The sequence below is a fragment of the Phyllobacterium myrsinacearum genome (genome assembly GCF_002980555.1).
In the GTDB taxonomy this organism is placed as follows: Bacteria; Pseudomonadota; Alphaproteobacteria; order Rhizobiales; family Rhizobiaceae; genus Phyllobacterium; species Phyllobacterium myrsinacearum.
In genome coordinates, this window is record NZ_PVBT01000001.1 from 337,883 (window position 1) to 358,812 (window position 20,930).

At 60.8% G+C, this 20,930-nt stretch carries 19 protein-coding genes; 8 read left to right on the forward strand and 11 right to left on the reverse strand.

The annotated features are described in order from the left end of the window. Window positions 1-6 precede the first annotated feature (6 nt). A complete protein-coding gene (locus tag C5750_RS01610; RefSeq protein ID WP_105732116.1) occupies window positions 7-1,140 on the reverse strand; it encodes a porin in 1,134 nt (377 codons plus the stop codon). A 400-nt stretch (window positions 1,141-1,540) separates the two neighbouring features. Beyond that, window positions 1,541-1,753: a hypothetical protein gene (locus tag C5750_RS01615; protein WP_105732117.1), complete on the reverse strand. Its 213-nt coding sequence runs from the start codon at window positions 1,751-1,753 to the stop codon at window positions 1,541-1,543. Window positions 1,754-1,846: 93 nt separating this feature from the next. Here C5750_RS01615 and C5750_RS26890 point away from each other — a divergent pair, with 93 nt between their 5' ends. After that, the gene (locus C5750_RS26890; protein ID WP_280952381.1) at window positions 1,847-2,410 is read left to right on the forward strand and encodes a TetR/AcrR family transcriptional regulator; all 564 of its coding nucleotides are present in this window, start codon (window positions 1,847-1,849) and stop codon (window positions 2,408-2,410) included. A 16-nt stretch (window positions 2,411-2,426) separates the two neighbouring features. Here the strand turns inward: C5750_RS26890 and C5750_RS01625 are convergent, their stop codons facing one another. Continuing rightward, window positions 2,427-3,182: a DeoR/GlpR family DNA-binding transcription regulator gene (locus C5750_RS01625; protein ID WP_105732119.1), complete on the reverse strand. Its 756-nt coding sequence runs from the start codon at window positions 3,180-3,182 to the stop codon at window positions 2,427-2,429. An 88-nt stretch (window positions 3,183-3,270) separates the two neighbouring features. Between C5750_RS01625 and C5750_RS01630 the strand changes: the two genes are divergently transcribed. Together C5750_RS01630 and C5750_RS01635 are read left to right on the forward strand one after the other, a co-directional pair. Beyond that, on the forward strand, window positions 3,271-3,855 hold the full coding sequence (locus tag C5750_RS01630) for an NUDIX domain-containing protein (protein WP_105732120.1): 585 nt from the start codon (window positions 3,271-3,273) through the stop codon (window positions 3,853-3,855). A gap of 26 nt (window positions 3,856-3,881) precedes the next feature. Further along, complete coding sequence (locus C5750_RS01635) at window positions 3,882-4,256, forward strand: DUF4406 domain-containing protein (RefSeq protein WP_105732121.1); 375 nt, start codon at window positions 3,882-3,884, stop codon at window positions 4,254-4,256. Between the two features lies 1 nt (window position 4,257). Here C5750_RS01635 and C5750_RS01640 read toward each other — a convergent pair whose 3' ends face one another. The 7 genes from C5750_RS01640 to C5750_RS01670 form a co-directional block, all read right to left on the reverse strand. Continuing rightward, entirely contained in the window at window positions 4,258-5,478 is a 1,221-nt protein-coding gene (locus tag C5750_RS01640; protein WP_105732122.1) for an MFS transporter, read from the reverse strand. 45 nt (window positions 5,479-5,523) lie between these two features. Further along, complete coding sequence (locus C5750_RS01645) at window positions 5,524-6,141, reverse strand: TetR/AcrR family transcriptional regulator (protein ID WP_105732123.1); 618 nt, start codon at window positions 6,139-6,141, stop codon at window positions 5,524-5,526. Between the two features lie 64 nt (window positions 6,142-6,205). After that, entirely contained in the window at window positions 6,206-7,510 is a 1,305-nt protein-coding gene (locus C5750_RS01650) for a c-type cytochrome (protein WP_105732124.1), read from the reverse strand. Between the two features lie 11 nt (window positions 7,511-7,521). Continuing rightward, window positions 7,522-9,813 (reverse strand): xanthine dehydrogenase family protein molybdopterin-binding subunit, encoded by a 2,292-nt coding sequence (locus C5750_RS01655; protein ID WP_105732125.1) that lies wholly within the window; start codon window positions 9,811-9,813, stop codon window positions 7,522-7,524. A 19-nt stretch (window positions 9,814-9,832) separates the two neighbouring features. Continuing rightward, a complete protein-coding gene (locus tag C5750_RS01660) occupies window positions 9,833-10,285 on the reverse strand; it encodes a (2Fe-2S)-binding protein (RefSeq protein ID WP_105732126.1) in 453 nt (150 codons plus the stop codon). Between the two features lie 233 nt (window positions 10,286-10,518). Then, entirely contained in the window at window positions 10,519-10,710 is a 192-nt protein-coding gene (locus tag C5750_RS01665) for a hypothetical protein (protein ID WP_105732127.1), read from the reverse strand. Between the two features lie 184 nt (window positions 10,711-10,894). Beyond that, window positions 10,895-13,069, reverse strand: a complete 2,175-nt coding sequence (locus tag C5750_RS01670; RefSeq protein ID WP_105732128.1) for a sensor histidine kinase — start codon at window positions 13,067-13,069, stop codon at window positions 10,895-10,897. Window positions 13,070-13,241: 172 nt separating this feature from the next. Between C5750_RS01670 and C5750_RS01675 the strand changes: the two genes are divergently transcribed. Then, window positions 13,242-13,748, forward strand: a complete 507-nt coding sequence (locus C5750_RS01675) for a peptide deformylase (protein ID WP_105732129.1) — start codon at window positions 13,242-13,244, stop codon at window positions 13,746-13,748. A gap of 208 nt (window positions 13,749-13,956) precedes the next feature. Continuing rightward, window positions 13,957-15,291 carry a sensor domain-containing diguanylate cyclase gene (locus C5750_RS01680; protein ID WP_158531231.1) on the forward strand — a complete coding sequence of 445 codons (1,335 nt, stop codon included), beginning with the start codon at window positions 13,957-13,959 and terminating at the stop codon, window positions 15,289-15,291. 4 nt (window positions 15,292-15,295) lie between these two features. On the opposite strand, the gene C5750_RS01685 is transcribed toward C5750_RS01680, so the two are convergent. Beyond that, window positions 15,296-16,309 (reverse strand): LacI family DNA-binding transcriptional regulator, encoded by a 1,014-nt coding sequence (locus tag C5750_RS01685; RefSeq protein ID WP_425350401.1) that lies wholly within the window; start codon window positions 16,307-16,309, stop codon window positions 15,296-15,298. A 202-nt stretch (window positions 16,310-16,511) separates the two neighbouring features. Between C5750_RS01685 and C5750_RS01690 the strand changes: the two genes are divergently transcribed. The 3 genes from C5750_RS01690 (at window position 16,512) to C5750_RS01700 (ending at window position 20,913) form a co-directional block, all read left to right on the forward strand. Next, window positions 16,512-17,540 carry an ABC transporter substrate-binding protein gene (locus tag C5750_RS01690; RefSeq protein ID WP_105732132.1) on the forward strand — a complete coding sequence of 343 codons (1,029 nt, stop codon included), beginning with the start codon at window positions 16,512-16,514 and terminating at the stop codon, window positions 17,538-17,540. 86 nt (window positions 17,541-17,626) lie between these two features. Further along, window positions 17,627-19,855 (forward strand): ABC transporter permease, encoded by a 2,229-nt coding sequence (locus tag C5750_RS01695; RefSeq protein ID WP_105732133.1) that lies wholly within the window; start codon window positions 17,627-17,629, stop codon window positions 19,853-19,855. Further along, window positions 19,852-20,913 (forward strand): ABC transporter ATP-binding protein, encoded by a 1,062-nt coding sequence (locus C5750_RS01700; RefSeq protein ID WP_105732134.1) that lies wholly within the window; start codon window positions 19,852-19,854, stop codon window positions 20,911-20,913. Before C5750_RS01695 ends, C5750_RS01700 begins: the two co-directional genes overlap by 4 nt. Window positions 20,914-20,930: the final 17 nt, after the last annotated feature.

Sequence of the window (20,930 nt, forward strand, 5' to 3'; positions counted from 1 at the left end):
GGTCGATTAGAAGTTGCGCTGGAAGCGGATCATGCCACCGAATGCATCGTCGTTGCCGCCATTGGCAATCGAAGCCGCCTTACGCAGGCCATCGAACTTGGTGTATGTGACTTCAGGAGTGATCGTGAAGCCTGGAACCAGTTCGTAAGCCAGGTTCAAAGTACCCGAGTAGGTGCCTTCGGATTCGTAAGCAAGCTGTGCGTTGACGGTTGCCTTGTCGGAAACCTTGGCGGACAGACCACCCCAAACAGCCCAGTCACCGGTCCATGTACCGAACCAGTTCTGATTCCTGCCAGTGTCATCAAAGTTCGACTGATAACCGCCCATGACGAAGGCTTTGACAGTGTCGGTGAACTTCACATCCAAACGGACCTTACCAGCCCATTCTTCGATGACGGAGTCATAACCGACGACGCCCGAAATACCGCCCCAAGCCTGTTCATACTTCGCACCGGCGAGAACATGCGGCATGTAATCGTCGATCTGGTAGGAACGGCTGGTCCCGCCAATCGCAAGGCCAGTTACAGGATCAATGGCGCTATAGCTGCCCGAACCCTGCTCCGCAGCGATGATTGCCGAGAAACCGTTGCCGCCAGTGAATGTGTAGCTGACCTGGTTGGACTGGCCGGACTGGTAGTTGATGACGTCGTCGTTCATGACGTCGCCGGCATAACCGGTCCACGAACCGAAGATTTCATCGGTCGTACCGACGCGGAAGCCGCCAAGTTCGATATAGGCGTGAGGAAGGGACGCGCCTTTGTTTGCTCCGTTGTCGTAGTTGAACTGTGTTTCAATGTACGAACGCAGCGTGCCGAGTTCGGTTTCCGAACGGGCATCGAAACGCACGACAGCGCGCGAGCGCTTGAAGTATGTGCCGTCACCGTTGGGATCGCTGCCATTGTTGACGTGGCCGCCGGAGTACACGTCATCGCCGCCCTTGGCGTCGTAACGGACATAGCCGCTGATCTTCAGGCAAGTCTCTGTGCCTGGAATGTAGAAGAAGCCTTTGCCGTATGCATCGCAAACGCGAACATATTCGACGGCTTCCGGTTCGGCGACGACAACTGCGTCAGCAGCGCGGGCGCCGGTTACTGCAACGAGAGCTGCAGCTGAGCCCAGTAGAATACTTCTCATAGTCATATTGGTCCCCCAAAAGGTCTTGATTGACCTATACTGCTTAGTGCAGTTTTATCGAGGACAGCAACTACCAACTCGGAGTTGTGCTCCGGTTGGGCTTGCGTCGTTGCAATTATGTCACAAATTTGATGTGATTCCGCAGTTGCAACATTAAACCATTGTAAAATAAATGGAAATAATTGGTTCCATTTTTGAGATTCCATCAGAAACCTCGCTTTCTGCGTCGCATCAGTTCGAATCACGATATTGGCGGTTTCATTATACAACTTAAGACTGTGTATAAATCCTCATATATACTTAGGTGAGGTATTTTATCCGGCATAAATTCCCGAAAAACGGGATGCGGGCGTCTGTGCCGTCCCGTTGCTTCAAGTTTTGGACAAATCTGGTTTTTTCTTGCTACTCAGTCCTCGCCGCTCCGCCACCCCCGCAAGAAATCGAAGGGTTCCAGGCCGTCCCAGTTTTGCGGCGTCTGCCCATCGGCGGCACGCCGCCCGAGGCAGTGCAGGGCCGAATAACCGGTAAGGTCGAGCAATCGTTGCCACAACCGGGGCACGGGAGAAGGTGTGAAAGCCGCCTCGCACCCGGTCAAATCATGTTCGCGCTGGTCAGACATCGGTCGTCTCCCGGATAGTGCCATCTGTTCTATGGCAATCGCCATAGAACGTAGCACTAGACCGATCGCCATACAACATGCATAATGCGCACCATGCCACGTCCATCAGATGCCAAGACCCGCTTCATCGATACCGCCGTCATCCTGTTCCAGGCGCACGGCTATCATGGTGTGGGGCTGTCGGAGATCATTGCCCAGGCAAAGGCGCCGAAGGGGTCCTTCTATTTTCATTTCCCCGGCGGCAAGGAAGAACTGGCCGAGCACGCGGTGCGCAGTGCGGGCGGCTACATCATTCACGTCCTCGACAAGAGTTTTCGCGATGCGCCGACGTTCCGGGCCGGGGCGGAACTGATGATCGCACGGCTCTACGATTCGTTCGAGGCGTCCGGCTGGACGCTTGGCTGTCCCATCACCAGCGTGCTTCTGGATACCACGCCAAAATCCGAGCGGCTGTCGCTGGCGATCAAGGAGGTCATGGAAAGCTGGATCGGCAGTTTTGCCGAACAGATCACGCGGTTCCATCCGGAGAAGGATGGAAGGGCATTCGCAATGAAGATTCTGGTGTCGCTGGAAGGCGCCTGGATATTGGCGCGGATGCTGCGCTCGCGTGAGCCGTTTGAGCAGGTGATGAACGTCATTGCCTTGAACGAGGAATAGCGTCCGGTTGGCCGTTCTAGGCCACCGTCACGCTCACCCCGGCCGCAGGATAGGCCGCCATGGTTTCGTCCCGTGTGCCGCGTTCAACGATCAAACCCTGTATTTCATTCATCGGTAAGATCACGTAAGGCGATGCCGCCCCCAGTTTTTCTGACGAGGCGAGAACGATGGTTTCCGCGGCATGGCGCGACAAGGCGCGCTTGACCGCCGCCTCTTCGGAATCGCCCGTTGTCAGGCCGGTTTCCGGGTGAATGCCAGTGACGCCCATAAAGTAGATGTCAGCGCGGTACCGCGCGATGGCCTCGATGGCCGATGCGCCCACGGCGACGACCGAGTGCTTGAACAGCCGCCCGCCGATCAATTCTACCGTGATGCGGGGATGGCTCACGAGCTCAACCGCGATGCTGGGGCTGTGGGTAATGATGGTTGCCTCGAGTTCCGGCGGCAGATGGCGGACAAGCTGCACGGTCGTCGTGCCGCCATCGACAAAAACCACCTGGCCCGGCCGGATCATGGCCGCTGCCGCACGGCCGATGGCTTTCTTTCCATCGGTGGCAATCGCCTGGCGACCGGAGAAGTCGGCAAGGGCGGGGGACGCAGGCAGAGCCCCGCCATGCACCCGCTGCAACAGTCCTTCCGCCGCAAGCTCGCGCAAATCCCGGCGGATCGTATCTTCCGACAGGTCGAGTTGCTCGCTGAGAGACTTGGCGACGACCTGTCCCGTTTGCTTCAAAACCGCGAGAATATGCGCCTTGCGCTGTTGCGTCAGCATGGGTTCCTCAAAATTGTGCACGATATTTCTTGACTCTGCACGAAGTTGCACGTTTTATCAAGCCTATCCTGTCCCATGGTGGTGCCCAATGACAAAGCTTGCCGACCGTGTCCGTGTCCGGACCGTAAAAATTCTTGCCGATGACTGGTTCGTGCTGAAAAAGACGACATTCGATTATCTGCGCCGTGACGGCACGTGGCAGACGCAGAACCGGGAGACCTATGACCGGGGCAATGGCGCGGTGATCCTGCTCTATGACAGGGCGCGGCGCACGGTCATCCTGACGCGCCAGTTCCGCTATCCCGCCTTCGTCAACGGCTGCACGGAACTGTTGATCGAGGCACCCGCCGGGCTGCTCGACAATATCTCGCCGGAGGAGCGCATCCGCAAGGAAGCGGAGGAGGAGACCGGTTATCGCGTGCAGCATGTGCGCAAGGTGTTCGAGGCTTTCATGAGCCCGGGATCGGTGACCGAAAAGCTCTATTTCTTTGCCGGAGAATATACCTCGTCGGACCGGGTTTCGGATGGCGGCGGCGAGGCAGCCGAGGGGGAGGATATCGATGTCCTCGAACTGCCCTTTGACGAGGCACTGGCCATGATCGGCCGCGGCGCCATCGAGGACGGCAAGACAATCATGCTGTTGCAGTATGCAGCCCTGCACATTTTCGCTTAACCCACACAAATCCTGCGGAGAAGACCATGCTTATTCTGATCGCCGGGCCATACCGGTCCGGAACCAATGACGATGCCGGCAAGATGGCTGACAATCTCAAGCGGCTGGAGGAAGTGTCCTGGCCGCTGTTTCAGGCGGGGCATCTGCCGATGATCGGCGAATGGGTGGCCTTGCCCGTATGGCATGCGGCAGGCGGCAAGCACATCGGCGATGCGCTCTACGACAAAATATTCCATCCGGCTGCCGGGCGGCTGATCGCGCTGTGCGATGCGATCCTGCGCTTGCCCGGCGATTCAAAGGGGGCGGACAATGATGTCCGCCTTGCCCATGAGCGCGGTATCCCGGTCTATTACCGGCTGGAGGACGTGCCGGGCTGCGGGGCTTTGGCGGCCTCGCACTAGTTTATGTGGCGGGCACCAGCACGGCGCGCTTTTCCGTGGTGAAATAGAGAAGCGCCAGCGCCGGAAGGGCAAAGCCGATCCAGGAGGTCAGCCACCAGCCGCCATGGGCAAAGGCCCAGCCACCGACGGCCGAACCGATGGCGCCGCCGGCAAAGAATGTCGCCATGTAAAGCCCGTTCAGGCGGTTGCGGTATTCCGGTCCGAGCGAGAAAATCGCCCGCTGTCCCAGCACGAGATTGGTGGTGACGCCAAAGTCGAGCAGGATGGCGGCAGCGGTGAGCAGGCCGAGCGCCAGTGTCGAGCCATGCGGCGCCAGATGCGTCATCAGAAACGATGCCGATACCAGCAGCATGGCGAAGACCGTTGCCGGGCGCGTCAGGCCGCGATCGGCCCAGCGTCCGGCAATGGGGGCTGCGATGGCACCGGCAACCCCTGCCAGCGCAAACAGGGCAATGCCGCCCTGCGACAGGCCGAATTCCGGTCCGGCGAGCAGCAGCGGTGTTGTGGTCCAGAACACACTGAAGGCTCCGAACATGCAGGCCTGATACAGTGCGCGGCGCTGCAGGATTGGCGTTGTCACCGCCAGGCGGCCCATGGATGACAACAAATGGCGGTAGGTGAGTTTCGAGGCGGGAACCCGCTTCGGCAGCGCCAATGCCAGCACGATCATCAGGGCGATCATCGCGGCGGATGAGAGGTAGAACACCACGTGCCACGAGGAAAACTGCGCGATGAAGCTGGAGACAGGGCGCGCCAGCATGATGCCCAGCATCAGGCCGCTGACGACATTGCCGACAACCTTGCCGCGGGCGGCTTCCGGCGCCATGTGGGCGGCATAGGGGACGAGGATCTGCACGGCAACCGAGCCGAGCCCGATGAACAGGGCGGCGGCGAGGAACGGCAGGGGATGGGTGACCAGTCCGGCAGCGAGCAGGGCGGCGGCACCGGCGAAAATGACGGTCAAGATCAGGCGGTGGTTTTCGAAGAGATCGCCCAGCGGCACGATCAGCAGCAGGCCAAGGCCGTAGCCGATCTGCGTCAGCGTGACGATGAGACCAGCCGCTGCCGGCGACATGCCAAGTTCCGCGCTGATGGGGCCAGCCAACGGCTGCCCGTAATAGAGGTTGGCGGCGATCAATCCGCAGGCGGTCGCCAGCAGCAGCGTCAGCCATGGGGAAATGGCCGGATGATCAGACGGGGCGTCTGAATGGGGGGAGGACATGGATAACTCCTTGGGAGGGAATTGAGAATTTTCCGATGGATGCGATCAGGTCAGGGTTTTCATGGCCACGCCGACGGCGGCCACCATTTCATCGCGCGTCCGGCCGGTTTTTCCGACAACGCGCATGCCCTGGACCAGACAGAGCAGCAGCCGCGCCGTCGCCCTGCCATCGATATGGGCAGGCACCGAGCCGTCTTTCTTGCCCTGCTCGATCAGGTCCCGCAGCACAGCTTCATTGGTATCCATGGCTGCCGCGACCTTTTTCGCGACTTCCGGATCGAACGTTGCCAGCTCGCTGGCACAACTGACGACAAGGCAGCCCAATTTCCCAGCCTGGCCATGCGAGACATCGGCATAAAGGGTCAAGGCGTCGCGGATGCGTTCATAGCCTGTCTTGTCCGTATCGGCGACGGCGCGCAGCTTGCCGCTGCGCACGGCCCGGTAGCGGTCAAAGGCGGCCAGAAACACGCCGCGCTTGTCCTTGAACGCCTTGTAGACGCTGCCTGAAGCCAATTGCATGGCGTCGGTCAGATTGCCGATCGAGGTGGCGTGGTAGCCGCGTTCGCTGAAGACGCGCAAAGCCCTGTCGAGCGCTTCGTTCATATCGAATTCGCGGGGGCGGCCACGGCCGCGCATGGTTTTCGATGCGGTGATTTCGGTCATGCCTCAATATAGGGAAAGATCATTCCCTAAATCAAGTGTTATCTCCGATATCCCGCCTTTTGCTCTATTGCGTACGTGCCTTGGCCACATCCGCCGGGGTAATGGCCGATTGCTTGCCGCCGAAATGCCCCAGCACATAATTGCTCAGCGCAGCGATCTCGACATCCGAATAGGCGGTGGCAAAGGCTGGCATGGACTGCCTGCCTTGCGGGGTGGTCATGTGGGCGCCTTTGAGGATGACCTGGATGAGATTGGTGCCATCGGGGTCGTTGACGGTCCGGCTGCCTTTCAGCGCGGCATAGGGCGTTTGCAGTCCTTCGCCGTTCCAGCCGTGACAGCTGGCGCAGGCGCCCTGGAAAAGCTTGAGACCAAGCCCGTCCTGCGTTGCCGCGTCCGCAGCAGGGGCATAGGCGGTGGATGCCGTGAGCGCAGCGGGTTCTGCTTCAACCACAGCCTTGTCGGTGGACGTCTGCGGCGGTACCGATTTGACATAGGTGACGATGGCCTTGATGTCTTCCGGCGTCAGATGGCGCAGGCTGAAGTCGACGGCTTCTCCCATGCTGCCGGTGGCGGCGCCGCGATTTTCCGCATGGCCCTTCGACAGGTAGTCGAAGAGCTGCTGGTCGCTCCAGCCGCCGATGCCGGTGCGCTTGTCCGAGCTGATATTGTAGGCCTTCCAGCCCTGCAGTTCGGCCCCGGCGAATTTCCGGCCATTGTCGACGGCGTAAAACAGGTTGCGCGGCGTATGGCACTCGCCGCAATGGGCCATGGCTTCGACCAGATAGGCGCCGCGGTTCCATTCAGCTGTCTGCGCCGGGTCCGGCTGCAAGGGGCCGCTGGGCACGAAAAGCAGGTTCCAGAAGCGCATCACATAGCGCTGGTTGAAGGGGAAACCCAGTTCGTTCTTCGGCGCGTCGGCTTTGACCGGCGGCAGGCTGAACAGATAGGCCTTGATGGCCAGCGCATCTTCCGTCGTCATCTGGGCATAGGCGGCGTAGGAGAATGCCGGGTAGAGATTCTGGCCGTCCTTATCGATGCCCTGATGCAGCGCGCGCACAAATTCCGCATCGCTCCAGTTACCGATGCCGGTATCCTTGTCCGCCGTGATGTTGGGCGAATAGATCGTGCCGAACGGCAGTTTGAAGGCGAGGCCGCCGGCATAGGGCTTGTCACCGGCGGTGGTGTGGCAGGCAACGCAGTCGGCGGCGCGGGTGAGATATTCGCCCCGATCGATCAGTGCCTGACCCGCCGGCAGCTTTGCCTGTGCTGCGGAAACATCCGGCAGCGAGGCCGGTTTGAACAGGAAGATCGCGACACCCGCTGCAATGACAACCACGGCGGCGAGAAGGAGGAGGCCGAGTCTTTTCATGATTCAGGGTCTCACAGCTTTTCGAGTTCGGTATCGGCCGGTTTCACGCTTGCCAGTGCTGCCGCGATGGGTGCCGCGAGCGGCGGAATCATCGACACGCTTTTCTTGTCGGCGCCGTCGGTCTTCAACGCGTCCCGGTTGAAGGGAAGCGTGCGCAGGCGTTTGCCGGTGGCCGCAAAGATGGCATTGGCGAGAGCGGGCGCCGCCGAAACCGTCGCGGTCTCGCCGATACCTCCGGGGGATTCGCTGCTCTTGACGTGATAAATCTCGATCTTTGGCGCCTCATTGTTGCGCAGGATGCGGTAGTCGTGAAAATTGCTCTGGTCGACGCGGCCATCGGTGAAGGTGATGCCGCTGTAGAGCGCCGCGGAAAGACCGAAGATCAGCCCACCTTCGATCTGCGCTTCCACCGTGTTCGGATTGATGGTGATGCCGCAATCCACCGCCACAACCGCGCGGTGCAGGGTGATTTCGCCAGCCGGTGACACGGAAATTTCCAGCACCGCGGCCATGTAGCTGCCGAAGGCATCGTGCAGGGAGATACCCCGGCCCATGCCAGCGGCAAGCGGCGTGCTCCAGCCGGATTTCTCGGCGGCAAGTTCAAGCACGCCCGCTGCCCGCGGCTGGTTTCTGGTCAGGGTGCGGCGGTATTCCACCGGGTCCTTGCCCGCCGCATGGGCGAGTTCGTCCATGAAGCTTTCAACCACGAAGACATTGTGCGTGGGGCCAACCCCGCGCCACCAGGTGATGGGAACGGGCGGGTCCTCGCGCACCCAGTCGACCTGGATGACAGGGAGGTCATAGGGCGGTTTGGCCGCGCCTTCGACCGCATCATCGTCCAGCTTGTCCTCGGGCCAGCCGCCCGGAATGTAATTTCCGAGCACCGAGCCGCCAGCCACATGGTCGACCCAGACGGTTGGCAATCCGTCGGCACCCAGACCAGCGGATATGCGGTCGTAATAGGCGGGGCGGTAGAGGTCGTGCTGGATATCCTCTTCGCGGGTCCAGATGACCTTGACGGGATAGCTCACCTGCTTGGCGATGGCGGCAGCCTGCGCCACGGATTCGGCCACGAGACGCCGTCCGAATCCGCCGCCGATGAGCTGGTTGTGCAGGATGACCTTGTCGAGCGGCAAGCCCGTCACCTGTGCGGCGAGGCCCTGCGCGATAGCCGGGACCTGCGTGCCGACCCAGATTTCGCATTCATCCGGCCGCACATGCACGACGCAGTTGATCGGTTCCATCGGTGCATGGGCAAGGAACGGCAACTCGTATGTCGCCTCGACCTTCGTGGCGGCGGCTTTCATCCTGCCGTCCACATCGCCTTCCTGCCGCGCCATGATCGGCTTCTTGCGCTCGGACGCTGCTTTCAGCGCCGCCATGATATTGGCGCTGGCAAGGTTGGCGTTCGCCCCGTCGACCCAGCTGATGTCGAGGGCTTCCAGGCCCTTTTTTGCCGCCCAGAAATGATCGCCGATGACGGCAACGGCATTGTCCAGCCGGACGATGTCGCGCACGCCGGGAACGGCGCGGGCCGCCCTGTCGTCGACATCCCCGAGCTTGCCGCCGAGGACGGGGCAGGCGGCGACGGTTGCGACCTTCATATCGGGCACGCGGATATCGATGCCGTATTTCACCGCGCCGTTGACCTTGCCCGGCGTATCCAGCCTGCGGCTCGACTTGCCGATCAGCTGGAAATCCTTCGGGTCCTTCAGTGTGACCTGCGATGGAACCGGCTGCCGGGCGGCCGCGTCGGCAAGCGCCCCATAGGCAAGCTGGCGTCCGGTTGGCTGGTGGGTTACCACGCCGAGCCTGGCCACGCATTCGCCCGCGGGTACGGACCATTCTGCTGCGGCTGCTGCAATCAGCATCATCCGCGCGGTTGCACCGGCCTTGCGCAGGGGCTCCCACGTGGCCCGCATGGAGGTGGAGCCGCCGGTCGCCTGTCCGCCCAAAGCTGCGGTGGCGTAGAGCTTGTCGTTCGGCGGCGCATCGACGGCCTTCACCTGGTCAAGGCCGACTTCCAGCTCCTCGGCAATCAGCGTGGCTTCGCCGGTATGGGTGCCCTGACCCATTTCGATATTGGGAAGGATGAGGGTGATCAGCCCGTCAGTACCGATGCGGATGAAGGCGTCGGGTGCAAAGGCGGCGGTGACATCGCCGTCGACCGGCTGCGCGGTGCTCGCTGCAAGCACGGGTTTGATACCTGCGCCGAACAATGCAAATCCCAGAAGCAGTCCGCCGCCCTGCAGGAAGGCGCGGCGGGAGGTGGCTGTTGTCGGGGAGGAGGATGGCTTGCTCATGCTGGCTATCTCCCTTTTCTCAGGCCTTCGCGGCCTGCTTTATCGCCGCTCGGATCCGGGTATAGGTGCCGCACCGGCAGATATTGCCGGACATGGCGGCGTCGATATCCCGGTCGCTGGGGGCGGGGTTGCGGTCGAGCAGGGCCGAGGCGGACATGATCTGCCCGGACTGGCAATAGCCGCACTGGATGACCTCGAGGTCAAGCCAGGCGTCCTGTATCTTCTTGCCCGCGGGCGTCGTGCCGATGGCTTCGATCGTCGTGACCTTGCGGGCGCCGACGGAAGCGACAGGCAGGACGCAGGAGCGGACAGGCCGCCCGTCGAGCTGTACCGTGCAGGCGCCGCACTGGGCGATACCGCAACCGAACTTGGTGCCGGTCAGGCCAATGACGTCACGCAGCACCCAGAGCAGAGGCATATCCTCCGGCACATCCACATTGCGTTCTTCGCCGTTTACATTCAGGGCTATCATTCGGCCGCTCCTCGGTTATCCGCATCCCGTGGGACAGGTGTCAAAGTCAACGCAGCATAGATGATTGTTGGCACAGAAAAGCAGTGCTTACCAGAGGTAGTAACGGGAAGGTGATAAATGCCGGCCGCAAGGGCGCTGCCATGGAGCGCCGGAATGCGCCGGCAAAATACAACCGGTGGCGTTACGCCTGCTCGCGTATCGCCAGAGATAGATTTCCAAGGTTCACCGGATGATCAGATGGCGAGGATAACCGCAGTCACCATCAGTGCGCCGAAAAAAATGACCGAGCATGTCATCCAGTTGGATAAATCGCCATTTTCTTTAACGTGTCGCATCGCCTGCCTCCTGTTGAGCGTAGCCGGATAATCCAGCGCGTTCTCAAGGATCACGAACACCCGCCGCTGACTCTGATGGTCAACGATCATTTTTGCCCGGAGTGATTCATGTCCTGCTGCCGGAGCGTGCGGAACGGGTGTTCAGCCATCCGGATTACAGCGAATGGACTATAACACTTTCAGCTGTGCCGCTCAATTTGTTGTCCGCCACGCAATCATCACATTTGATATCGAAGCCGTGAAATTGCGTTAACTTTTCGTTAAAATCGCGTGATCAGGTCACGCGCGGAAAGACCATGCGCACCAGGGCACCGCGCCCTTCATGGAAACTCGCCGGTGCATCGTGCATCTCCAATTGCCCGCCGTGATCCTCGACAATCTTCTTGACGATGGCCAGGCCAAGGCCGGTTCCCTTTTCGCGGGTTGTCACATAGGGCTCCAGCAACTGGTGACGGTTTTCCGCTGGCAGCCCCTTGCCGTTGTCCAGCACCTCGGCAACGATGGAAGGACCGTCGGCCATGGCCCGCACCAGGATGTGTCCTTCGCTGATGACGCCGGTCTGCAGCACCGCATCGATGGATTCCGATGCGTTCTTGATGATATTGCCGAATGCCTGCCCCAGGAGGCGGCTGTCGAAATTGCCGATCAGCGGTTCGCCGGCGAATTCGTGGGCAAATTTGATCTGGCTGTTGCTGATTTCGACAAGGAAGGATGCATCGCGCAGAACATCGCGGATGTCGGTCGCCGCCAGTTGCGGCTTGGGCATGCGCGCGAATTCGGAAAACTCGTCCACCATGCGGCCGATATCCCCGACCTGCCGGATGATGGTCTCGGTGCACTGGTCGAAAACTTCACGGTCCTCGGTGATAACCTTGCCATAGCGGCGGCGCAGCCGTTCGGCGGAGAGCTGAATAGGTGTCAGCGGATTCTTGATCTCGTGGGCGATGCGCCGGGCCACATCGGCCCAGGCGGAGGAGCGGTGCGCAGCCACCAGATCGGTGATGTCGTCGACGGTCACCACGTAGGAGGTGTTGTGCGTATCCGCATCTTCCCGGGTGATCTGGACATTGAAGGAGCGGGCAACGCCGTTACGGGTCATGGCGATCTGCTTGCGGCTGGACGAGCGGCCGCTGTCGCGCGCCGTGGTGAACACTTCGCCGAACTCCGGCACGAGTTCCGTCAGGTTGCTGCCGATGGTGGAGACGTGGTCACCCAGCAGCATGGTTTCGGCCGGCCGGTTGATAACGGCGATGTCGCCTTCCGTGTTGACGCTGATCACTCCGGCGGTCACCCCCGAAAGCACGGCTTCGGTAAAGCGCCGGCGCTCGTCGATCTGCTCCTTGGCTGAAATCAGGTCGGTATGCTGGGTCTTCAGCTGCTGCACCATATTGTTGAAGGTGAGGGACAGCGAGCCGATGTCGCCATCGGAGCCGCGCACGGGAACCGAGACGTCGAAATCGCCGGTTGCCACCTCTTCCGCCGCGCCGATGAGCAGGCGGATCGGCTGAACCACGCGGTTGGCCACGGCGATGCCCGTCCAGACGGCGGTGAGCAGCAAGAGCAGCGTGAGTTCGATATAGAGCAGCGCATAGGCGATCTGCGTGTTCTTGCGGTTGCTGGCCAGCGATTGATATTCGCTGTTGTTGTCGGTCATGATCCGCATATTGTTGAGGGCCGAGGGATCGATGGTGCGCACGGTGTAGAGATAGAGATCGGGCAGGGCCTGCGTCTTGATGACGGCACCGACGAGATTGGTGGCACCTGGCGGGATCAGCACCGGCCGGTCGCCGGCGGCGCCGCGCAGCGCCGACAGGGGAACCGGCGGCAAGGTATGGTCATTGATGAGGCTGGCGCTGACGACGGGTGTGCCGCTCGAATCGACCAGGGATGCGCCCAAGAGGTTGTTGCGGCCGGCATCATAGGTCAGCCAGTCGGAAAAGGCGCCGCGATCCAGGCTGAAAAGCATGCGCCGCTGGTCGAGCTCGATGACCATGGACAGGGTCGTGGTCAAAAGATTCTGCGCATTGTCCTCGGTATAGGACTGCGCTGCTTTGATGGACATGTCGATGATCTTGTTGTTGTCGACATTGATCCATGAATTCAGCCGGTTGTCGAGGATGATCAGGGAAAAGCACGCCACGATGATCGACGGAATCGATGCGATCAGCGCAAAGATGAAGGCAATGTTGGTGTGCAGATTATTGTGCTTCTCCTTGTTCTTGAACAGGAAGAGTTTTCGTACCGTCGCATAGGACAGGTAGACCAGCAGCAGGATCGAAACGGTGTTGGCGGCGATGATGAGCTGGGTGATCTCTTTTGTCGGCGAGATGCTGGTGATGCCCATCATGACGATGAACGAGGCAATCGTCGTGGCCAGAGCCAGCAGCGTCATATAAAGCGCGCCCCTGGGCAGAACCTGTTGTTTGATCTCGGTTTCGCTGGAGGACATGCATCAGCCTCGTTGGGTCAGTCCGTTCGATAACGGCGACCGCAGTATTTCCCCTCGTGGATTATCGGGCGGGGTGGCGCTTGTAAAGCAAGCTTGCATTCAGGCACCGGTTTGAGGCAACAGGAAGTCCGTGCGTTGCTGATCTGCCACGCGGCCCGGCTGGAGTATCGATATGACGATCCGCAGGATTCTGAAATTCCCCCATCCCGATCTGCGGGCGAGGGCGGAGGTTGTCACCGTGTTTGATGACGGTTTGCAGCAGCTTGTTGCCGACCTTCTCGACACGATGCGCGATGCGCCCGGCATCGGCATAACCGCGCCGCATGTCGGCGTCCTCAAGCGCGTTGTCGTCATCGAGCTTGCGGATGGTCAGGGCGTGCGGTCCTATATCAATCCGGCGATCGAGTGGGCGTCGGATGTTCTGGTCAGGAACATGGAGGGCAGCGTATCGATGCCCGGCATGAATGACGAGGTCGAACGTCCGGCGGCAATCCGCATCCGCTATCAGGATGTATCGGGCACGGCGCAGACGCAGGAGGCGGACGGGCTGCTTGCCGTTTGCCTGCAGCACGAAATCGATCAGCTCGACGGCATTTTCTGGCTGTACCGGCTGTCGAGGCTTAAGCGCGACCGGCTGATCAAGCGGTTCGAAAAGCAGCAGCGCATTCAGATCGCTTAGCCCACCGATGTTTGAGTGTAGCATAGGGTTGAACGGGTGACCGATAATTAACCTTAGATTGCAGTATTTGACTTGACGCTCCGGCTCTCCCGTCGCCAAAGTAGGCATGCTGCGGCGATGACCGCAGAGGAGCGAAGATTGCGTAATGCCATCGAGTAAGTCGCGAAACTCACCATTCGATACTCAAAATGAGCGTGGTGGCGACCGCTTGCTCCAGATTGAAGCCGTCTACGACAAGGTCCCGGTCGGGCTGTGCTATCTCAATCGCGACGGCATCTTCGTGACGGTCAACGACCAGCTTTCCCGCATGCTTGGGGTCAGCAGCGATCATGCGGCTGGCCGGTCGGTGGAGGATGTCGTGCCCGACCACGCTGCCCTGCTGCGCGCCAGCCTGGTCGCGGCCCTGAAGGAAAAGCCCATTCCCGATCACAAGATGCAGCGGGGGACTGAAACGCTGATGATTTCCGCCGCTCCGGTGACCAATGACCTTGGGGAAGTGGCGGGAATTTCGGTGGCCTATACCAATATCACCAATATGACGCAGATTTCCGAGCGCTTGGCCGAAATCGAACAGCGAACGACCTATGCGCTTGAAAGTGCCGGGCAATGGATATGGGACATGAACATCGCCACGAACCGGGTCTGGCGTTCGCCGCAATACCGGACGCTGCTTGGGCTGGACCCGGCTAGCCCGGCGGCGGAGAACGTGGCGTGGGATATCGTTCATCCCGATGACAAGGCCCGGACAATCGAGGCATTCGAAGATGTCGTCAGCGGCCGGAAGCCGCATTTCGAAGCGGTTTACCGGGTGCAGCGCGGCAGCGGCGGCGAGGCGTGGATACTCAGCCGCGGCAAGATCGTCGAATATGGTCCCGATGGATCACCGCTGCGGCTGCTTGCCACCAGCGTCGATATCAGCAGCCAGAAACAGATCGAAGAAGAGCTTTCCCTGACCGTCCGGCTGCGGATGGAACTGGAGCGCAAGCTGCTTGAAGCCAACCGGAAACTGAAAAAACTGTCGGAAAGCGATCATCTGACGAGCCTGCCGAACCGGCGCAAGTTCAGCCGCCTGCTCAAGCGGGAATATGAGCGGGCGCGCGATGACGGGCAGCCGCTGGCCTTGCTGATGATCGATATCGACTACTTCAAGGCCTATAATGATGTCTATGGTCATCTGGCCGGGGACCGGTGCCTTGTGCAGGTGGGGCGTGTCCTCAGCAAGGTGATCGGGAAGGGGACCGGCGTTGTCGCGCGTTTCGGCGGTGAAGAGTTTGCGGCACTGCTGCCCGGCGCCAGCGTCGATGAGGCGGCGGATATTGCTGCGACTTTGCTGGAGGCGGTTACCGGCCTGCAACTGGATCATGAGGATGTTCCGGCTGGCCGGACATCGGTGAGCATCGGCATCAGCGCGCTTGCGCAATTGCCCCCCTCGACCCAGGACGGTGCGGATGCATTGGTGAACCTGGCTGACCGGGCTCTCTACGAAGCAAAACGCGCCGGGCGCGGCAGGGTGCGTGTCTGGGGCAGTTTTTCAACCGATTAGGGGTTTACCGGCCCGGCGTGCGGATGGTTTTGCGCCAGATCATCGACGCGTGCAGATTAACGGACCGGTTGGCGGCATCAACATCGCCGGTGCCGCTTGTCAGCCAGGCGACACTGGTCCTGACGATGTCTTCGACCGGCTGGGCAAATGTCGTCAGCGCATAGGATGACCAGTCTGCCTGGGGGATGTCGTCGAAACCGGTGACGCAGAGCTCCTCCGGAATGCGCAGGCCGAAATCGTGACGCGCGCTGTCCATGAGCCCGAACGCCATGAGATCGTTGACGCAGAAAACCGCATCGGGGCGGGCGGTTTCGGTGAACAGCATCCGGGCAATGTGCTGCCCGCTCTCATACACCGTATTGCCATGGCGTATGACCGTCACCTCGAGCCCGAATTCGGCGGCGGCGGCGGTGAAACCGTGCTCGCGCGCCATCAGGCTTGGCGTGCCGACGGCCGAATTGGCAAAGGCCAGACGGCGGCAGCCGGCGCGCAGGAAGGCATTGACGGCGGCCCGCGCGGCGCGCCTGTCGTCGAGATTGATGCGGAACGGCCCTTCGATCTCGTCATCCCGGTTGATCAGGACAATGCGCTGCCCGCTGTCGAGGCAGAGTTTGGTGATCGCCTTGTCGGGCAGGCCGGAGAGCAGGATCGAGGCGTCCGCCCGGTAATTGAGCGTCTGCCGCAGAGCGGCATCGACACTGCCGTCGGAGCGGTCCGTGTTGATGATCATGCACACCTTGCCGGCCTTCTGCAGCGCATGGGACAGTTCCCGCACCAGCCGGGCGCGGTAGGGCGTGTCCATTTCCGAGGCAACGAGACAAACGATGCCGCTTTCGCTGCGCATCAGGCCGCGGGCGAGCTGATTGACGTGATAGCCGAGGGCATCGGCTGCCTCGATCACGCGGCGGCGCGTCTCGTCGGATACGCTGGCACCAGGCGTGAACGTGCGTGAAACCGCCGAGCGCGATACGCCGGCTCTTTTCGCAACGTCCTCGGCGCTGATGAATGATTTGTTCAACGAGATTTCCACCCGGGCAACATTCGGCTTTTCCATAGATTGCACACGATTGCCTATCTCTGCAAGCCGGATACATCCAAATTTTATCGGGCAAATATCCTAAGTCGACTTGACATGAACTGTCTGCTTGTGAAACTTTTGCACACGCTTGCAAAAACAAGCAGCGGCATGGAGGTGCCGTTTTTTCAGGGAGGAGAAATTCATGCGTTCAGTCTTTGCCATTGCTGCTGCTTTTGCCGCCGGTCTCTCGATGATGCCGGTGGAGGCACGTGCGGCGGACAATCTCAATCTGATCTGCTCGGCCGATGTTGTCATCTGCGAGCTGATGAAGGGCATGTTTGAGAAGGATACGGGCATTCAGGTCAACATGGTGCGTCTGTCGTCGGGCGAAACCTATGCGAAAATCCGCGCCGAAGCGCGCAACCCCAAGACCGATATCTGGTGGGCGGGCACCGGCGATCCGCATCTGCAGGCGGCATCGGAAGGCCTGACGCAGGAATATAAATCGCCGCTGCTCGACCAGTTGCAGGATTGGGCCAAGAAGCAGGCGGAAAGTTCGGGCTACAAGACCGTCGGCGTTTATGCCGGGGCGCTGGGATGGGGCTACAACACCGATATCGTCAAGAAAAAGGGCATGAAGGAAGCCAAGTGCTGGGCCGATCTGCTCGATCCGTCCTACAAGGGCGAAATCCAGATGGCCAATCCGAACTCGTCGGGAACGGCCTATACGGCGCTTGCATCGCTGGTGCAGATCATGGGCGAGGACAAGGCCTATGACTACCTGAAGAAGCTCAATGCCAATGTCTCGCAATATACGAAATCCGGTTCCGCTCCGGTGAAGGCAGCGGCGCGCGGTGAAACGGCGCTCGGTATCGTCTTCATGCACGATTCGGTGGCCCAGACCGTCGAAGGTTTTCCGGTCAAAACCGTCGCGCCATGCGAGGGCACGGGCTACGAGATCGGCTCCATGTCGATCGTCAAGGGTGCGCGCAATCTCGATGCAGCGAAGAAATGGTATGACTGGGCGCTGTCTGCCGAGGTGCAGTCGCACATGAAGGAAGCAAAATCCTTCCAGCTGCCTTCGAACAAGGCGGCGGTCGTACCGCCGGAGGCGCCGAAATTCGAAGACATCAAGCTCATCGATTATGACTTCAAGACCTATGGCGATCCAGCCAAGCGCAAGGAACTGCTTGACCGCTGGGACAAGGAAATCGGCGCCAGCGCCAATTGACCTGAGTTCAGCAGTTTCGCGTGCCCGCTATTTCCATGCGGGCACGCCGACCATTTCCACCATTGAAGACAGTATTGGGTAGCACAATGGAACGTAGCGACCGGAGATTGAACATTGCTCTCGGTATAGGCCTTGCCGGGTTTGCACTTGTGCCGTGGTACAGGATCGAAAGCGGATTCTACGGCCTTGGCTGGCTGGGCAAATTCCCGTCCGGTTCGGCGGAAGCGCCGGGCCTTGTGCAGATCGCCAGCCATGGCCGCTGGTCGCTGGCCGTCATTGCCCTGCTGTTCGCGCTGGGACTGGCTGCACGGGCGTTCCGGGTGTCGCCGCTGCGTGCCAATCTGCTTGTTGGTGCAGGGGCCGCGGGCATTGTCTTTCTGGTTCTGCAGGGACTTGCCATCGGCTTCACCGGCTGGACATGGGGCATCAGCGAAAGCCTGTTCGGGCCGCTTGCGGGCGGGCAGCCATCCATGGGAGCGGGCGCCGGTCTGGTCGCGCTGTCCTTCGTCCTGATGTTCTCCTTCGGGCTGGCAGAGCGCGGCGTGCTGCGCGGCGACGCCTTTGTCGTCGCGTCGATTGCGCTTCTCATCTTCCTTGTTGCCATCTTTGTGTTCTATCCCGTCGGCAGCATGCTCATCGGCTCGGTTCAAAGTGTTGACGGTTCGTTCGACCCTTCCGGTTTCGTGCGCAATATCCAGGACCCGTCGATCTGGAGTCTGGATTGCGTGGTGGGCGGCAACCGCTGCGGCATTGCCTGGCGCACGCTGTTCCTCGCCATCCTCGCCGCGTCGGGGTCCACGCTTCTCGGCCTGTGTTTTGCGCTGGTCGCCACCCGCACCCGGTTTCCGTTCAAGAAGGGCCTGCGTCTTCTGACGATCCTGCCCATCATCACGCCGCCCTTCGTCATCGGCCTCGCGCTGATTCTTTTGTTCGGCCGCGCCGGTGTCGTAACGCAGCAATTGTCTGAGCTTTTCGGCATCGAACCCGGCCGCTGGCTCTACGGCCTCACCGGCATATGGATCGCGCAGGTCCTGTCATTCACGCCAATCTCGTTCCTCGTCCTGATCGGCGTCGTCGAGGGCGTCAGCCCGTCGATGGAAGAGGCGTCGCAGACATTGCGTGCCGACCGCTGGCGCACGTTCTGGCGGGTTTCCCTGCCTCTGATGAAGCCGGGTCTCGCCAATGCGTTCCTCATCGGCTTCATCGAAAGCATGGCGGATTTCGGCAATCCGCTGGTGCTCGGCGGCAGCCACGGCGTTTTGTCGACGGAAATCTTCTTCGCCGTCGTCGGTTCGCAGAACGATCCGTCGCGGGCAGCGGTGCTTGCGATCATTCTCCTGTTCTTCACGCTCTCGGCGTTTCTCGCCCAGCGCGTCTGGCTGGCAGGCAAAAGCTTTGCCACGGTCACCGGCAAGGGTGATTCCGGCGCGCATATCGCCCTGCCGCGCTCCCTGTCGATTGGTGTCCACGCCATTGTCATTCCATGGATCCTGTTCACGCTCGTCATCTACGGCATGATCCTGTTCGGCGGCTTCGTGCGCACCTGGGGGCTCGACAACACGCTGACGCTGGAACATTACCAGCGGGCGTTCTCCTTCAGTTTCAACAATGGCGCCATTGCCTGGACCGGCGTTGCCTGGAACTCGTTCTGGACGACGATCAAGATCGCGCTGATTTCAGCGCCGCTGACCGCAGCCGTCGGCCTGCTCACGGCCTATCTCATCGTGCGCCAGCGTTTTGTCGGCCGCAATGTCTTCGAATTTGCCCTGATGATGAGCTTTGCCATTCCCGGCACGGTCATCGGCATCAGCTACATCATGGCGTTCAACCTGCCGCCGCTTGAGATGACCGGCACCGCGCTGATCCTGATCGCCTGTTTCGTCTTCCGCAACATGCCCGTGGGCGTGCGCGGCGGGGTGGCGGCGATGAGCCAGCTCGACAAGAGTCTCGATGAAGCGTCGCTGACGCTGCGGGCAACCAGCTTCCGCACCATCCGCAAGGTGATCCTGCCGCTGTTGCGTCCGGCCATCGTGGCGGCGCTGGTCTATTCCTTCGTGCGCGCCATCACCTCGATCAGCGCTGTCATATTCCTTGTAAGTGCCGAATATAATATGGCGACTTCCTATATTGTCGGGCTCGTCGAAAACGGCGAGTACGGTGTGGCGGTGGCCTACTCCTCGATGCTGATTGTCGTCATGATCGTCATCATCACCTGTTTCCAGCTTCTGGTGGGTGAACGAAAACTGCGCCGCGAAAACCGCGTTGCGACAGCTTTCGTTCCCTCCGCCGCTCCACAAGAAAAGGCCGCATCATGACCACCCATCGCACCGGCTCCGTCGTCTTCTCCAATGTCAGAAAGCAGTTCGGCAATTTCACGGCCATTCACGATCTCTCGCTGACGATCGAGCCTGGCACGCTGGTCACGCTGCTCGGCCCGTCGGGCTGCGGCAAGACCACGACCCTGCGCATGCTGGCGGGGCTGGAGCATCCGTCCGCGGGCCGTATCCTGATCGGCGGCAAGGATGTGACGATGCTTCCCGCCAATGAGCGCGATGTCTCGATGGTGTTCCAGTCCTATGCGCTGTTTCCGCATATGTCGGTTGCGGAAAACGTCGCCTATGGCCTTGAATCCTCGGGCATGAAGAAATCCGACGCACGGGAAAAAGCGGAGGAGGGGCTCAAGCAGGTTGGCCTTGCCGGCTACGGCCAGCGCCTTCCCGCCGAACTGTCGGGCGGCCAGCAGCAGCGTGTGGCGGTTGCGCGGGCGCTGGTTCTGGAGCCGCAGGTGCTGCTCTTGGATGAACCCCTGTCCAATCTCGATGCACGGCTGCGCCGCCGCGTGCGCACCGAAATCCGCGAGTTGCAGCAGCGTCTCGGGTTCACGGCGGTTTACGTCACGCACGATCAGGAAGAAGCGCTTGCGGTGTCCGACCAGATCATCGTCATGCAGGAGGGCGTCATCGCCCAGCAGGGCTCGCCGCGCGAGCTTTACGAAGCTCCGGCTTCCTCCTTCATCGCCGACTTCATCGGCGAAGCCAATGTCGTGCCGTGTGAGGTGCTGCGCAGTGACGGTGGCAATGCCATCATCCGTGTCGGCACGCTGGAACACGCCGTACCGGGCCGCAACGCCCGGCCGGGACCGGCGAAGCTCGCGGTCCGGCCCAATGCGATCACGCTGGAGCCGGGCGGCAATGGTGCCTTCGCCGGAAGCATCCGGCACGCTGCCTATCTCGGCGATCACGTCGAGTATGAAGTGGAAACCGCCTCCGGAACGCTCTTCGTGGTCGATCCGGCTGTTGACCGCAATCTTCCTCCCGCAACCCGTGTCAGCATTGGCTTCCACCATCGCGGCATCGCCATCATCAACAACTGAAACTGCATTTTCAAAGG